Origin of the sequence: Streptomyces sp. NPDC001568 (assembly GCF_042893755.1) — a bacterium.
Lineage (GTDB): Bacteria > Actinomycetota > Actinomycetes > Streptomycetales > Streptomycetaceae > Streptomyces.
The window spans coordinates 177,760-193,053 of sequence record NZ_JBIAVF010000013.1; the positions used below are offsets into that span (position 1 = coordinate 177,760).

The 15,294-nt window shown below is 72.9% G+C and carries 11 protein-coding genes; 6 read left to right on the top strand and 5 right to left on the bottom strand.

The window, feature by feature from the left end; translation table 11 throughout:
• Window positions 1-3: 3 nt before the first annotated feature.
• A complete protein-coding gene (hrpB, locus tag ACFY0I_RS24560) occupies window positions 4-2,520 on the top strand; it encodes an ATP-dependent helicase HrpB (protein WP_388899612.1) in 2,517 nt (838 codons plus the stop codon).
• Here the strand turns inward: hrpB and ACFY0I_RS24565 are convergent.
• From ACFY0I_RS24565 to ACFY0I_RS24580, 4 genes are all read right to left on the bottom strand, one after another.
• Window positions 2,510-3,502 carry a DUF3068 domain-containing protein gene (locus ACFY0I_RS24565; RefSeq protein WP_388899615.1) on the bottom strand — a complete coding sequence of 331 codons (993 nt, stop codon included), beginning with the start codon at window positions 3,500-3,502 and terminating at the stop codon, window positions 2,510-2,512. The genes hrpB and ACFY0I_RS24565 overlap by 11 nt on opposite strands.
• Before the next feature lie 13 nt (window positions 3,503-3,515).
• Window positions 3,516-3,656, bottom strand: a complete 141-nt coding sequence (locus tag ACFY0I_RS24570; RefSeq protein WP_385152460.1) for an SPW_0924 family protein — start codon at window positions 3,654-3,656, stop codon at window positions 3,516-3,518.
• 156 nt (window positions 3,657-3,812) lie between these two features.
• The gene (locus ACFY0I_RS24575; protein WP_388899618.1) at window positions 3,813-4,295 is read right to left on the bottom strand and encodes a DUF6193 family natural product biosynthesis protein; all 483 of its coding nucleotides are present in this window, start codon (window positions 4,293-4,295) and stop codon (window positions 3,813-3,815) included.
• 280 nt (window positions 4,296-4,575) lie between these two features.
• The gene (locus tag ACFY0I_RS24580; RefSeq protein WP_388899622.1) at window positions 4,576-5,910 is read right to left on the bottom strand and encodes a lytic transglycosylase domain-containing protein; all 1,335 of its coding nucleotides are present in this window, start codon (window positions 5,908-5,910) and stop codon (window positions 4,576-4,578) included.
• Between the two features lie 145 nt (window positions 5,911-6,055).
• Here ACFY0I_RS24580 and ACFY0I_RS24585 point away from each other — a divergent pair, with 145 nt between their 5' ends.
• The gene (locus ACFY0I_RS24585; RefSeq protein ID WP_388899625.1) at window positions 6,056-6,910 is read left to right on the top strand and encodes a DUF4184 family protein; all 855 of its coding nucleotides are present in this window, start codon (window positions 6,056-6,058) and stop codon (window positions 6,908-6,910) included.
• A 75-nt stretch (window positions 6,911-6,985) separates the two neighbouring features.
• On the opposite strand, the gene polA is transcribed toward ACFY0I_RS24585, so the two are convergent.
• Window positions 6,986-9,709 (bottom strand): DNA polymerase I, encoded by a 2,724-nt coding sequence (gene polA / locus ACFY0I_RS24590; RefSeq protein ID WP_388899628.1) that lies wholly within the window; start codon window positions 9,707-9,709, stop codon window positions 6,986-6,988.
• Between the two features lie 268 nt (window positions 9,710-9,977).
• Here polA and ACFY0I_RS24595 point away from each other — a divergent pair, with 268 nt between their 5' ends.
• From ACFY0I_RS24595 to ACFY0I_RS24610, 4 genes are all read left to right on the top strand, one after another.
• The gene (locus ACFY0I_RS24595) at window positions 9,978-12,248 is read left to right on the top strand and encodes an FdhF/YdeP family oxidoreductase (RefSeq protein ID WP_388899631.1); all 2,271 of its coding nucleotides are present in this window, start codon (window positions 9,978-9,980) and stop codon (window positions 12,246-12,248) included.
• A gap of 53 nt (window positions 12,249-12,301) precedes the next feature.
• Window positions 12,302-12,775 carry a PaaI family thioesterase gene (locus ACFY0I_RS24600; protein WP_388899634.1) on the top strand — a complete coding sequence of 158 codons (474 nt, stop codon included), beginning with the start codon at window positions 12,302-12,304 and terminating at the stop codon, window positions 12,773-12,775.
• Window positions 12,776-13,014: 239 nt separating this feature from the next.
• A complete protein-coding gene (locus tag ACFY0I_RS24605; protein ID WP_388899637.1) occupies window positions 13,015-13,425 on the top strand; it encodes a hypothetical protein in 411 nt (136 codons plus the stop codon).
• Window positions 13,426-13,967: 542 nt separating this feature from the next.
• A complete protein-coding gene (locus ACFY0I_RS24610) occupies window positions 13,968-15,203 on the top strand; it encodes a branched-chain amino acid ABC transporter substrate-binding protein (RefSeq protein WP_388899640.1) in 1,236 nt (411 codons plus the stop codon).
• Window positions 15,204-15,294: the final 91 nt, after the last annotated feature.

Here is a 15,294-nt window from a genome sequence, read left to right on the forward strand (position 1 = left end):
CCCTTGATCCGCCAGGCCGACCTCGACGCCCTGCCCGTACGGGAGGCCGTGCCCGCCCTCGTCCGCGCGCTGGACGCCCACGGCACGGCCGTGCTGTGCGCCCCGCCCGGCACCGGCAAGACCACGCTGGTGCCGCTGGTGCTGGCCGGACTGGTGGGCGGCGGTCCGCGGCGGCGGGTCGTGGTGGCCGAGCCCCGCCGGATCGCGGCCCGCGCGGCGGCCCGGCGGATGGCCTGGCTGCTGGGCGAGCGGCCGGGCGACTCGATCGGCTTCACCGTGCGCGGCGAGCGGGTCGTGGGCCCCGGGACCGTGGTGGAGGTGGTGACCACGGGCGTGCTGCTCCAGCGCCTGCAACGCGACCAGGAGCTGGCCGGTACGGACGTGGTGGTCCTGGACGAGTGCCACGAGCGGCACCTGGACGCCGACACCGTCGCCGCGTTCCTGCTCGACGTACGCGCGACCCTGCGCCCGGAGCTGCGCCTGGTCGCGGCGTCGGCGACGACGGACGCGGCGGGCTGGGCGCGGCTGCTGGAGGACGCCCCGGTGGTGGAGGCCGCCGGCGTCGCCCACCCGGTGGAGACGGTGTGGGCGCCGCCGGCGCGGCCGGTGCGGCCGCCGCACGGGATGCGGGTGGATCCGGCGCAGCTGACGCACGTGGCGTCGGTGGTGCGGCGGGCGCTGGCGGAACGTTCCGGCGACGTGTTGTGCTTCCTGCCCGGCGTGGGCGAGATCGCCCGGGTCGCGGGGCAGCTGGGCGGGGTGGACGCGGAGGTGCTCCAGGTCCACGGCCGGGCCCCGGCGGCCGTGCAGGACGCGGCGCTGACCGCGGCGGACCACCGTCGGGTGATCCTGTCGACGGCGGTGGCGGAGTCGAGCCTGACCGTGCCGGGCGTCCGGGTGGTCGTGGACTCCGGGCTGGCGCGCGAGCCCCGGGTGGACCACGCGCGGGGCCTGGGCGCGCTGACGACCGTACGGGCCTCCCGTGCCTCGGGCCGCCAGCGGGCGGGCCGGGCCGGGCGGGAGGCCCCGGGCGCGGTGTACCGGTGCTGGGAGCAGGCCGAGGACGCACGACTGCCGGCCTTCCCCTCCCCCGAGATCCGGATCGCGGACCTGGCGCAGTTCGCGCTGCAGGCCGCCTGTTGGGGCGACCCGGAGGCGTCCGGGCTGGCGTTGCTGGACCCGCCGCCGGCCGGCGCCATGGCCGCGGCGCGGGAGGTGTTGCTGGCCGTCGGCGCGGTGGACGATGCCGGCCGGCCGACCGCGCGCGGGCTGCGGATGTCCCGGTTGGGGCTGCACCCGCGGCTGGCGCGCGCCCTGCTGGACGGTGCGGCGGCGCTCGGCGCCCGTCGGGCGGCGGAGCTGGTGGCGCTGCTGAGCGAGGAGCCGCCGCGGGAGTACGGGGACGACCTGGCCGCCGCCCGGCGGGCGGCCCGGCGCGGCGGCGACGGGTACGCGGCGCGCTGGCGCGCGGAGTGCCGCCGCCTGGAGCGCGCGCTGGGCACCCCGGACGCCACCACCGGAGCGGGCGCCGCCGCCGAGGTCTCCGACGACGGGGCCGCCGGGCTGGTGGCCGCTCTGGCCTTCCCCGAACGGGTGGCCCGCGCCAAGGGGGGCGGCGCCTTCCTGATGGCTTCCGGGACGGGCGCCGAGGTCGGGGACGGCTCGGCGCTGCGCGGCGCGCCGTGGCTGGCGATCGCGGTCGCCGACCGGGCCGCGCACGCCACGTCCGCCCGGGTGCGGCTCGCCGCCGTCGTCGACGAGGAGACGGCCCGCACCGCTTGCGGGCACCTGCTGGGGGGCGGTGACGAGGTGCGCTGGGAGGCCGGTGACGTCGTCGCCCGTTCCGTCGAACGGCTCGGCGCCATCGAGCTCACGGTGCGTCCGCTGCGCGCTCCCGGACCGGCCCTCGTACGGGCCGCCCTGCTGGACGGGCTGGCCGCGGAGGGGGTCGGGCTGCTGCGCTGGTCCGAGGACGCGCGGGCGCTGCGGGCCCGGCTGGGTTTCCTGCACCGCACGCTGGGCGGCGGTTGGCCCGACGTGGCCGACGACGCCGCTCTGCTGGCGCGGGCCGACGACTGGCTGGAGCCGGAGCTGACCCGGGCGCGCCGGCGGGCCGACCTGGGGCGGATCGACGCCGGGCAGGCCCTGAACCGGCTGCTGCCGTGGGCCGGCGGTGAGGCGGGCCGGCTGGACGAGCTGGCTCCGGAGCGGCTCCAGGTGCCGAGCGGTTCCCGGATCCGGGTCGACTACGGCGGCGAGCAGCCCGTGCTGGCGGTCAAGCTCCAGGAGCTGTTCGGGCTGGCCGAGACGCCCCGGGTGGCGGGGGTTCCCGTACTCGTCCACCTGTTGTCGCCGGCCGGGCGGCCCGCGGCGGTGACCGCCGACCTCGCCTCGTTCTGGCGGGGCGGCTACCGGGCGGTGCGGGCCGAGCTGCGCGGCCGTTATCCGAAGCACCCGTGGCCGGAGGATCCGGCGACCGCCGAGCCCACCCGCCACACCAACGCCCGGCTCAGGCGCTGACCGTCTCCCGGGGGTGCGGGTCGGGTGCCCGTTCGCGGCGGCCGCGGGCCTCCAGCCAGAGGGCGAGGGCGAGCAGGCCCAGGGCGCCGAGGGCGAGTCCGCCGGGCGCCCAGGTGTGCAGCGCGAGGACCTTCGTACGGTTCGACCTGACGAGGTCGAGGGTGTGCTCGGCGTAGTCCGGGCGCATCTTGACGTGTCCGGCGAAGGCGGTCAGTTTGCCGTCGGGGCCGCCCGCCGCGATGCCGCCGCGCATCTCCTGCTGGATGACCTGCTCGGCGTTGACGGGTGCGCCGGTGACCGGGTCGACCCAGAACATCGCCTTGACCGTGTACCAGAGGCTGGTTCCGGTGGTCTGCTCGATGGTGGCCGGGTCGATGCCCTCGATGGGCATCTTCTTCGGCATGGGGACCTTGGTCCACGGGACGGTCTGCTCGAAGTAGTGGACGTCCATGCCCCGGTAGGTGCGTGGTCCGACGTAGTGGATGGGCGAGGAGGTGCGGGTCTGCGCGTCGAAGTAGAGGTAGTCGCGGGGCTCGGTGAAGAAGGGCCACTTGAACTCGATGCCCTCGCGCTTGACCGGGTCGCCGTCGACCATCTCGCCGGTGGCGTGGACCGGGTCCTGGGTGTGGGCGTCGAAGATGTAGCGCTCGGGGATCTGCGAGACCATCTTCCCGTCCGGGCCGATGATGTAGGAGAGCGTGTCCCAGACGACGACGTCCTTGCCGGCGTCGGCCTCGATCTCCTCGGAGGCCTCGACGTTGCCCTTGAGGGTCTGGACGATGGTGACCTTGTCCACCTTCTTGGGCTTCATGCCGTCGTTGTAGTCGATCAGGGTCGCGTCCTTCGCCTCCAGCACCATCTCCTGGTACTGGTTCGGCGGGATCTTCGCGAGCCGCGGGTACGCGTACCAGCGCAGCAGCGGTGCGAGGGCCGCGCAGAACACGGCGAGGGCAAGCAGGACGAGGCTCGCTCTGCGTCGCATGGCCGGGCCTCCTCTACTTTCCGGGCGCGGGGGGCGCGGTGGTGAGCAGCGGCTTGGGGGAGGTCTTGCCCTCCGGCACCCCTGCCGCCGTGATGGCGAGGACGAGGGCGAGCGCGGCGGCCAGCCCGATGGCGGCGGCGACGAGAGCGCGCATGCCGGGGCCTCCGAAATCTGATAGGGCGTCAGAGATGGGGCACCGTAGCAACGCGGGGGCGAGATGAGAACCGTCTCGTGCGGGGATCGCGGGGATCGCCGCGGGCACGGTGAGCGGCCGCGGTCCGCGCCGGAGCGGGAGCCGCGGCCCCCTCCGTCACCCGCTGACGTCCTCGGCGCGGGTCACCGCCGGGCCGAGCCCGGGCGGGATGTGCGCGGCGACGAGCGCCACGGCTTCCTCGGCGGTGTCGGCCCAGCCGAGCACGCCGGCGCTGCGGGCCAGGCGGACCCGGAACCGCCCGTCGGGCAGCGGGTCCACGGCCGGCACCCGCACGAGGTACGGGAACTCGGTGCAGCTGCTGAGGTTCAGGCTGTGGTGGCTGGTGAAGGGGTGCAACTGCCGCAGCCGCGGCTCGGCGTACGCGGCCTCCAGGAGCGGGACGATCGGCGGGTACGGCCGATCGGGGCGGCTCTCCAACTGGTGGTCGCGCATGGCCCGCCAACTGAGCAGCAGCCGTTGCCAGCTCACCTCGACGAACTCCGCCGGCCCGAGCCGGCGCGCGGCGGCGAGGTCGGGGAGGACGGGCCGGGGCGGGAGGGGTCTTTTTTCGGCCACGGGGACGTCAACGTTGTCGTTCATCGCGCCAGTCTGGCGCCGGACACCGGACCTGACCAGGGGTGGTGAGCAGGCGAGTATCCGCCACCGGGAACGACCCCCGCGGGCCGGGCGGGGGCGCCGGCGCGGCGCCGGTTGCGCCCGGCCGCCTCCGCCGGTACGACGCCGCACGGGGACACGGGGGCGGCCGACGCCACGGCGATCAGCGAACTCCGTTCGCCTGCACCCGAGTTGGCGGCGCGGACGGCGACGCCGGGGCGGCTTCGGCCCGGCGTCGCCGCGCATGCCGTTGGCCCTGCCGGGCCTACGGGGTGCTGTTCGGGCTCGCCGCCGGCGCCGTGGCCGGCGCACCCGAGGCCGCGGGGCTCGGTGTGGGGGTGCCGGGCCGGGCACCGGGGGCGGAGCTCGGGGTGGGCTTGGGCGTGGGGGTGCCCGTCGGGGTGGGGGTCGGCGTCGGGGTGGGGGTCGGCGTCGGCGTCGGGGTGGGGGTCGGCGTGGGGGTTGGCGTCGGCGTGGGTGTAGGCGTCGGCGTGGGAGTCGGCTTCGGCGTGGGAGTCGGCGTCGGCGTCGGGGTCGGCTTCGGCGTGGGAGTAGGCGTCGGGGTCGGCTTGGGAGGCGCCGTCGGGCTCGGCTTCGGCGTCGGGGGTGTCACCGGCCCCGGCGTCGGCTTCGTGCCCGGCCGACCCGCCGGGGTTCCCGCACCGGTTCCGGCCCCCGCACCCGTACCCGTACCACCGCCCGTGCCCGCTGCGGGGCCCGTGCCGTCCGGGATCTCGTGCGCGCCCGCGAGGTAGTACGCGTACCAGGACCGCACCGTCCGCAGGTACTCGGTGGACTGGTTGTAGGAGAGCACGGCCCGGTCCAGGTCCCCCGGGGCGCGCAGGTCGCGGGTGCCGGCGCACAGGTAGCGGCCGGCGGCCAGCGCCGCGTCGTGGATGTTGTTCGGGTTGCGCCGGCCGTCCCCGTCGGCGTCCTGGCCCCAGGACGCCCAGGTGGAGGGGATGAACTGCATAGGGCCGACGGCCCGGTCGTAGCGGGAGTCGCCGTCGTGGGCGCCGCCGTCGGTGTCGGAGATGTTCGCGAACCCGTTCCCGTTCAGGACGGGGCCCAGGATCGGGCGCAGCGTGGTTCCCGCGGCGTCGACGCGACCGCCGCCCGCCTGCCCGGACTCGACCTTGCCTATGGCGGCGAGGAGTTGCCAGCGCAGCCCGCAACCGGGGTGGGTTTCGCCGACCTTCTGCTCGGCGCGCCGGTACGCGGCGAACACGCTCGCCGGTATCCCCTTCGCGCCTTCCGGGGCGGCCACCGGTTCGGTGCGCGGGCCCGCGGCGGCGGGCACCACCGCGGGGGCGGGCTCCGGGGTCGGTGCGGCGACCGGGGTCGCTCCGTCCACCGGGAGGACGACGGCGGGCGGTTCGGGGCTGAGCAGCGGCGGCAGTTCGGTGAAGTAGGTGGAGTCCCCGCCGGATCCGGCGGCGGGCGGGGCGGGCTGTGCGCTGCCCTCGCCGGCGGCGGCCATCGCCCCGGCGCTGCCGGCGCCGGGGCCCTGTGAGGCGGTGACCGCGGCCACCACCAGCGCCGAGATCACCGCGGCGAAACCGCCCCTGCGCAGCCTGCGTCCGATTATTCGAGCCGACATGAGCCGGACCCCTCCCCTAGACGTCCGCGTGACCCTACGACAACTCCCTTCACGGGGCACGAACCACGGCTCGGATTTCACGACATCCCCACGTCCTGTGCAGGTCACGCATACTGTCCCGACGTCCTGACCGAGGAGAAGCGCCGTGCCGTTCACTCTCAGCCACGCGGCTGCCGTACTTCCGGCCGTGCGCCGGACCGGGCGGGCCCGGGGGCCCCTGGTGGCTTCGGCGCTGATCCTGGGGTCGTTCGCGCCGGACGTCCTCTTCTTCCTGGACTCGGTCGTCGAGGGCGCGATGGCCTACGGCTCCTTCACCCATTCCCTGCCGGGCATCGTCACCGTGGACGCCGTACTGACCGTCGTCCTGGCCGCCTGCTGGTTGCTCCTGCGCGAGCCGCTGATCGCGCTGCTGCCCCGGCGCCGGCAGGGCCGCGTCCACGCCTTCCTGCGCGGCGAGCACTGGCGGGACCGGCGACCTTCCTCGCTCGCCCTGTGGTTCTACCTCTCGGCGGTGGTCGGTTCCCTGACCCACGTCGTGTGGGACAGCTTCACGCACCCGGACCGCTGGGGCACGAACGCGCTGCCGGCGCTGGGCGAACCGTTCGCGTTCGGGCTGCCGCTCTACTCCTGGGTCCAGTACGGCACTTCCGCGCTCGCCGCCTGCGTCCTGGTCCGGTTCACCACGACCGCCCTGCGACGGCTGCCGGACGGGCCCGCTCCGGCATCGGTTCCGGTGCTGGGGCGCGCGGAGTTCTGGGGCGCCGTCGCGCTGTTCGTGGTGTGCGTGACGGTGGGGGCCACGATGCGGGTGATCCGCTGGTACACGTTCTTCGACCGGATCGAGAGCCCGCTGGACATCATCCCGACCGTCTGTTTCGGCGCGGGCGCCGGCCTCGTCGTGGCCCTGCTGCTGTACGGGGTCCTGTTCCGCCTGCGCCGCCGCCACGGCGGCGACCGCAACCCGGACCCCGAGGCGCGCACCCCCGTCGGCGCCCGGTAGCCGCGCCGTACGCACGAACGCCCGCCCCCTCGCTCCGTCGCGAGGGGGCGGGCGTTCCCACGGGTCGTACGCGGGTCAGTGCGCGGCCGACTCCCAGTCGCCGCCGACGCCCACGGACACGTCCAGCGGGGCCCTCAGTTCCACGGCGGCGCCCATCTCGCGGCGCAGCAGTTCCTCGACCCGCTCGCCCTCGCCGGGAGCGATCTCCAGGACGATTTCGTCGTGGACCTGGAGCAGCATCCGCGACTTCAGGCCCGCGCCGGTGATGGCCTTGTCGACGCGGAGCATCGCGACCTTGACGATGTCGGCGGCGGTGCCCTGGATCGGGGCGTTCAACGCCATCCGCTCGGCGGCCTCGCGGCGCTGGCGGTTGTCGCTGTTGAGGTCGGGCAGGTAGCGGCGGCGCCCGAACACGGTCGCCGTGTACCCGGTGGCGCGCGCTTCGTCCACCACGCGCTGGAGGTACTCGCGGACCCCGCCGAACCGCTCGAAGAAGGTGTCCATCAGGCCGCGGGCCTCGGCGGGCTCGATGTTCAACTGCTGGGCGAGACCGAACGCGGACAACCCGTACGCCAGGCCGTACGACATGGCCTTGATCTTGCGACGCATCTCGGCGTCGACCTCGGAGCGCTCGACGCCGAACACCTGGGAGGCGACGGTGGTGTGCAGGTCCTCGCCGGTGGCGAACGCCTCGATGAGGCCCTCGTCCTCGGAGAGGTGGGCCATGACCCGCAGCTCGATCTGGCTGTAGTCGGCCGTCATCAGCGACTCGTAGCCCTCGCCGACGACGAAGCCGCGGCGGATGGCCCGACCCTCGTCGGTGCGCACCGGCACGTTCTGCAGGTTCGGGTCGGTGGAGGACAGTCGTCCGGTCGCGGCGACGGTCTGGCTGAAGCTGGTGTGGACCCGGCCGTCGGCGGCGATCGACTTGACCAGGCCCTCGACGGTGACGCGGAGCTTGGCCTGCTCCCGGTGCCGGAGCATGATCACCGGGAGTTCGTGGTCGGTCTGGCCGGCCAGCCAGGCCAGGGCGTCCGCGTCCGTGGTGTAGCCGGTCTTCGTCTTCTTCGTCTTCGGCAGGTCCAGCTCGCCGAAGAACACCTCCTGGAGCTGCTTGGGCGACCCGAGGTTGAACTCGTGGCCGACCGCCGCGTGCGCCTCCTTCACCGCCTGCTGCACGGCTCCGGCGAACTGCTGCTCCATGCCTTCCAGGTGGTCCCGGTCGGCGGCGATGCCGGCCCGCTCCAGTCGGGCCAGCAGCTCGGAGGTGGGCAGCTCCATGTCGTGGAGCAGTTCCGTCGCCCCGACCTCGTCGAGCTTCGCCGTGAGGGCGTCGCCGAGGTCGAGGACGGCGCGGGCCTGTCCCATCAGGGCGTCCGCCTCGGCCGTCTCGTCGGCGCCGAAGGCGAGCTGCCCGTCGGCGGCGGCGGGAGCCAGCTCCCGGTGCAGGTACTCGTTGGACAGCACGTCCAGGGCGAAGGAACGCCGGCCCGGCTTGACCAGGTAGGCGGCCAGCGCGGTGTCCATGGTGACCCCGGCCAGCGTCCAGCCGTGCTCGGGGAAGACCCGCATGAGGCCCTTGGCGTTGTGCACGACCTTGGGCTTCTCGGCATCGGCGGCCCAGGCCGCGAAGGCCTCTTCGTCGGTCTCGTCCAGCTCGGACGGTTCGAACCAGGCGGCCGCCCCGCCGGCCGCGGCCAGCCCGATCTCGCTGACGTTGCCCTGGCCCAGCGCCCAGCTGTCGACGGTGGACACGCCCAGTGGGCCCGCCCCGTGGCTCTCCAGCCACGGCGCCAGCTCGCCGGTGCCCAACACCGAACCGTCCAGTTCCACGGCTGCCGCCGCCGGGACCGGCGCCTCGTCCTGGGCGGCGCCCGGGTCGACGGCCAGCAGCCGCTCGCGCAGCGAGGCGTTGCGGATCTCCAGTACGTCCAGCACGCCGGTCACCGCGGACCGGTCGTAGGGGGCGCGGGCCAGGTCGGCGGGGGTCTTCGCCAGCTCGACGTCCTTGACCATCTCGGTCAGGACCCGGTTGAGCTTGACGGCCTCCAGGTGGTCCCGGAAGTTCTGTCCGGCCTTGCCCTTGACCTCCTCGGCCCGCTCCACGAGCTCCGCGAACGACCCGAACTGGGTGATCCACTTGGCGGCGGTCTTCTCGCCGACGCCCGGGATGCCCGGCAGGTTGTCGGACGGGTCGCCGCGCAGCGCCGCGAAGTCCGGGTACTGCTGCGGGGTGAGCCCGTACTTCTCCTCGACCTTCTCCGGCGTGAACCGGGTCAGCTCGGAGACGCCCTTGGTCGGGTACAGCACCGTCGTGTGCTCGGAGACCAGTTGGAAGGAGTCCCGGTCACCGGTGACGATCAGGACGTCGAAGCCGAGGGCCTCGGCCTGCGTGGTCAGCGTCGCGATCACGTCGTCGGCCTCGAAGCCGTCGACCGCGAACCGGGGCACCTTCATCGCGTCGAGGAGCTCGCCGATCAGCTCGACCTGCCCCTTGAACTCGTCGGGGGTCTTGGAACGGTTCGCCTTGTACTCGGGGAACTCCGTCGAGCGCCACGTCTTGCGCGATACGTCGAACGCCACCGCGAAGTGCGTGGGCGCCTCGTCGCGCAGCGTGTTCGCCAGCATCGACGCGAAGCCGTAGATGGCGTTGGTCGGCTGGCCCGTCGCGGTCGTGAAGTTCTCCGCGGGCAGCGCGAAGAACGCCCGGTACGCCAGGGAGTGCCCGTCCATGAGCATCAGGCGGGGGCGGTCCGCTGCGGTCGTCTGGTCGGTCTTCTTCGATGCTGAATCTGCCACGCCCCCGATCCTAGGCGCCCCCGCCGACAATTCCGGCGCGGACGATCGCGCTACGGCCGCCGCGGTCGCCCGGGGTCGGCCCGGGCCCGGCGGGCCCGGGCCCGCAGCGCCCCAGTGGGCGCATCCGCCCCACGCGTCCGCCCCCGGCGCACCCCCACCCCGGGCCCGTCGGCCTCCGACCGCCCTCCCCTGGCGCCGGGGCACGTGAAAGGATCGGAGAACGCGGTCGCACGTACCGCGCTCGTACGCACGCTCGAAGGAGAGCGCCATGGCGACCAAGCCGCCCTCAGGTGACCCGGTACAGGACGCGCCGCAGGTCACGTCGCCGAAGCACGCCGCCGCGGGCCTACCGGCGATCGGCCACACCCTGAAGGTCGCCCAGGCGCAGATGGGCCTCGCCCGCACCGCCCGCACCCTCCTCAAGGTCAACCAGAAGGACGGCTTCGACTGCCCCGGCTGCGCCTGGCCGGAGGGCGACAAGCGGCACGCGGCGGAGTTCTGCGAGAACGGCGCCAAGGCCGTCGCCGAGGAGGCGACGCTGCGCAGGGTCACCCCCGCCTTCTTCGCCGAGCACCCCCTCGCCGACCTCGCAGAACGCTCCGGATACTGGCTCGGCCAGCAGGGCCGGATCACGGAACCGATGTACCTGCCCGAGGGCGGCGACCGGTACGAGGCGATCGGCTGGGACCGGGCCTTCGAGATCATCGCGGAGGAACTGAACGCCCTCGGCTCCCCCGACGAGGCCCTCTTCTACACCTCGGGCCGCACCAGCAACGAGGCCGCGTTCCTCTTCCAGCTCTTCGCCCGCGAGTACGGCACCAACAACCTGCCCGACTGCTCCAACATGTGCCACGAGTCCTCGGGCTCGGCGCTGAACGAGACCATCGGCATCGGCAAGGGCAGCGTCTCCCTCGAAGACCTCCACCAGGCCGACCTGATCATCGTCGCCGGACAGAACCCGGGCACCAACCACCCGCGCATGCTCTCCGCCCTGGAGAAGGCCAAGTCCGCGGGCGCGAAGATCATCTCGGTGAACCCGCTGCCCGAAGCCGGCATGGAACGCTTCAAGAACCCGCAGACCCCGATCGGCATGCTCAAGGGCACCGCCCTCAACGACCTGTTCCTCCAGATCCGCATCGGCGGCGACCAGGCCCTCTTCCGACTCCTCAACAAACTCGTCATCGAGGCCGGCGACGCCACCGACGAGACCTTCATCCGCGAACACACCCACGGATACGAGGAGTTCGCCGCCGCCGCCAAGGCCACCGACTGGGCCGAGACCCTCACCGCGACCGGACTCACCCGCCCCGAGATCGAACGCGCCCTCGCCATGGTCCTCGCCTCCCGGCGCACCATCGTCTGCTGGGCCATGGGCCTCACCCAGCACAAGCACTCCGTCGCCACCATCCGCGAGGTCGTCAACCTGCTCCTGCTGCGCGGCGACATCGGCCGCCCCGGCGCCGGAGTCTGCCCCGTACGCGGCCACTCCAACGTCCAGGGCGACCGCACCATGGGGATCTTCGAACGCCCCGCACCGGCCTTCCTCGACGCCCTCGACCGCGAGTTCGGCATCACCTCGCCCCGCGGCCACGGCTTCGACGTCGTCCGCTCCATCGAAGCCCTGCGCGACGGCCGGGCCAAGGTCCTCTTCGCCATGGGCGGCAACTTCGTCGGCGCCACCCCCGACACCCACGTCACCGAGGCCGCGATCCGCCAAGCCTCCCTGACCGTCCACGTGTCCACGAAACTGAACCGCTCCCACGCCGTCACCGGCCGCCGGGCCCTGATCCTGCCCACCCTCGGCCGCACCGACAAGGACGTCCAGGCCTCCGGCAAGCAGTTCGTGACCGTCGAGGACTCCATGGGCATGGTCCACGCCTCCCGCGGCAACCTCGCCCCCGCCTCACCCGCCCTGCTCTCCGAGCCCGCCATCGTCGCCCGCATGGCCCGCGCCGTCCTCGGCCACCGCTCCACCACCCCGTGGGAGGAGTTCGAAGCGGACTACGCCGCCGTCCGCGACCGGATCGCCCGCGTGATCCCCGGCTTCGAGGACTTCAACACCCGCATCGCCCACCCCGGCGGCTTCCGGCTCCCCCACGCCCCCCGCGACGAACGCCGCTTCCCCACCAAAACCGGCAAGGCCAACTTCACCGCCGCCCCCGTCGAATACCCCCACCTGCCCGCGGGCCGCCTCCTGCTCCAGACCCTGCGCAGCCACGACCAGTACAACACCACCATCTACGGCCTCGACGACCGCTACCGCGGCATCACCGGAGGTCGCCGCGTCGTCATGGTCAACCCCGAGGACGCCGCCGAGCTCGGCCTCGCCGACGGCTCGTACACCGACCTCGTCGGCGAGTGGAAGGACGGCGTCGAACGCCGCGCCCCCGGCTTCCGCGTCGTGCACTACCCCACCGCCCGCGGCTGCGCCGCCGCCTACTACCCGGAGACCAACGTGCTGGTCCCCCTCGACTCCACCGCCGACACCAGCAACACCCCCGCGAGCAAGTCCGTCGTCGTGCGCTTCGAACCGGCCTGATAGAACGACCCAGGACACAATGGTTAACGATCGTTGACGAACGGAGCCGGCCCATGGGCGAGCAGCACAGCGTGAAGTTCCCGCAGGAAGTCCTCGACGAGTACGCGGCCCTGGGCATAGACCTGCCCTCGCTGTTCTCGGCGGGCGACCTCGGCCGCCGGATGGAGATCCGCATCCTGGAGGCCTCCGCCGACCGGGTCGTCGCCACCATGCCGGTCAAGGGCAACACCCAGCCCTACGGGCTGCTCCACGGCGGCGCCTCCGCGGTCCTCGCGGAGACCCTCGGCTCCGTCGGCGCCATGATGCACGGCGGCATCACCAAGGTCGCCGTCGGCGTGGACCTGAACTGCACCCACCACCGGGGCGCCCGCTCCGGCATCGTCACCGGCGTCGCCACCCCCGTCCACCGGGGCCGCTCCACCGCCACCTACGAGGTCGTCATCTCCGACGAGCAGGACCGCCGGGTGTGCACCGCCCGACTGACCTGCCTGCTGCGCGACGCCGACCCGGCCGCCGCCGGGGCCTGACCCCACCGCGCGGGCCCCGCGCCCGCCGTGCGCGCCCTCCCACGGGCCCGGAACCGCCCCGCCCGGCGGCTCCGGGCCCGTTCCCGCACCCGGGGCGGCCCGGGCCGCCGGCGCCCCCACACCCGCCCGCGCGAGGGATCCGGACCCGCAGGGCCCGCCAACCGCCCGGAATCCGCCACTCCGCGCATCGGAGGGCCACCGCTGTTGTGTCACCGATGGTGACCGCCTACCGTCCCCCCATGGGGACCCAGCCACCCGCCGCGGTCCGGTACGGCTCCGCGGCCCTCCTCGCGGCGCTCACCCTCTGCGGATGCACCGGCTCCACCTCGCCGGCCGCACCACCGTCGACCACGGCCACCACGCCCGGAACCGACCCCTCCACGCCCGCACAGGTCTGCACGAGCCTGGTGTCCTACTGGGCGAAGGAGACCTTCAAGGGCAGCAAGTGGTCCGGTTTGGACTGGGAGCAGAAGGGCCTGTCCAACCAGCAGTACGAGATCCACGAGGAAGCCGTCGCCGCAGGCCGCTCCGAGGAGCGAACAGTGGCACAGGACAAGGCACTTGAGCTGATCGACCGACTCGTGGCGCAGCGCTGCGCCGAACGGGACGGCGCCACGGGCAGCTCCGAGAACTGGAAACCCCCGACGTGACGCGGGTCACCGGAATCCGCGCGCGCTGTCCGGCTTCCGGGCACGTGCCCCGTACGACCGAACCGCAGGTCGCAGCCTTCCCGCGACGCGAACCAAGATCAATCAGGCCGGAGTGGACCACCCGCGTTCGTCACGCTGCGTATTACCCACGCCGTACGGAATCCACCTTTTCCCCCCGGACAAAGCGACCCCCCGGATTCTTTCGGACACTCCCTGCCACAATCGACCGAATTTGATCAGAGACAGGAGCATGGAGGCCTCAAGCCCCTTAGGGCGACAGGTATTTCTCAGCATGTGGTCATTCTCGAGCGTTGCTTAACGCCCGATCTGTCCACACTCCCACCACGCATTCTTGCCCTTGGCATAACAAGAGCGTCACATCCTCCTTTCCCGGCTCCCCGTGCTCGCCACCTCGGGCCTAGAGTCACGGCCAGTCACCGCGCCGCCGGGCGCGAATCAGCACGGCCGTGTACCTCCCAGTGCGGCCCGGCGACCTAACGGCACCTCGACAAGAGGGCGCCGCGCCAGGGAAAGGAAGAATCGTGCGACACCGTTCTTTGCTCGTCCTCACCACCGTGATCACCACGGGAGCACTGACCCTCACCGCTTGCGGATCGCGCGACGGAGGCTCCACCGACAACAACGCCGACGGCAAGAAGACCGTCGTCGTCATCGGCGTGGACGCCCCCCTCACCGGCTCCCTCTCGGCGCTCGGCCAGGGCATCAAGAACTCGGTCGACCTCGCGGCCAAGACGGCCAACAAGAACAACGAGGTCCCGGGCATCGAGTTCAAGGTCGAGGCCCTCGACGACCAGGCCGTTCCCGCCTCCGGCCAGGCGAACGCCACCAAGCTCGTCGGCAACAAGGACGTCCTCGGCGTCGTCGGCCCCCTGAACTCGGGCGTCGCCCAGCAGATGCAGGGCGTCTTCGCCTCCGCCAACCTGGCGCAGGTCTCCCCCGCCAACACCAACCCCGCGCTCAGCCAGGGCGACAACTGGGGCAAGGGCGAGTTCAAGCGCCCCTTCAAGACCTACTTCCGCACCGCCGCCACCGACGTGGTCCAGGGCAAGTTCGCCGCCCAGTACCTCTTCAAGGACGCCGGCAAGAAGAAGGTCTTCGTCGTCGACGACAAGCAGACCTACGGCGCCGGCCTCGCCGCGATCTTCTCCGACGAGTTCAAGAAGCTCGGCGGCGAGATCGCCGGCACCGACCACGTCACCGTGAAGGAGACCGACTTCTCCTCCACCGCCGACAAGGTCAAGTCCTCCGGCGCCGACTCCGTCTACTTCGGCGGCCAGTACCCCGAGGGCGGCCTGCTCGCCGACCAGATCAAGAAGACCGGCGCGCAGATCCCGCTCATGGGCGGCGACGGCATCCAGGACCCCGCCTTCATCTCCGCCTCCGGTGAGGCCAACGAGGGCGACCTCTCCACCTCCATCGGTTACCCGGTCGAGAAGCTCCCCACCGCCAAGACCTTCATCGCCGACTACCAGGCAGCCGGCTACAAGGACCCCTACGCGGCCTACGGCGGCTACTCCTACGACGCCGGCTGGTCCGTCGTCCAGGCCGTCAAGGCCGTCGTCGCCGCCAACGGTGGCAAGCTCCCGACCGACGCCCGCGCCAAGGTCGTCGAGGCCCTCGGCAAGGTCTCCTTCGAGGGTGTGACCGGCAAGGTCGCCTTCGACGAGAACGGCGACACCACCAACAAGCAGCTCACGGTCTACAAGGTCGAGGGCGGCAAGTGGATCGACGTCAAGAGCGACACGTTCAACCAGTAATCCCCTAGCCCCACCCCGCACCACCCGCACCACCTGAACCACACCCCACCGCGCGAGGGCGCAAACAGCGCCCTCGCGCGGAGTCTTATCC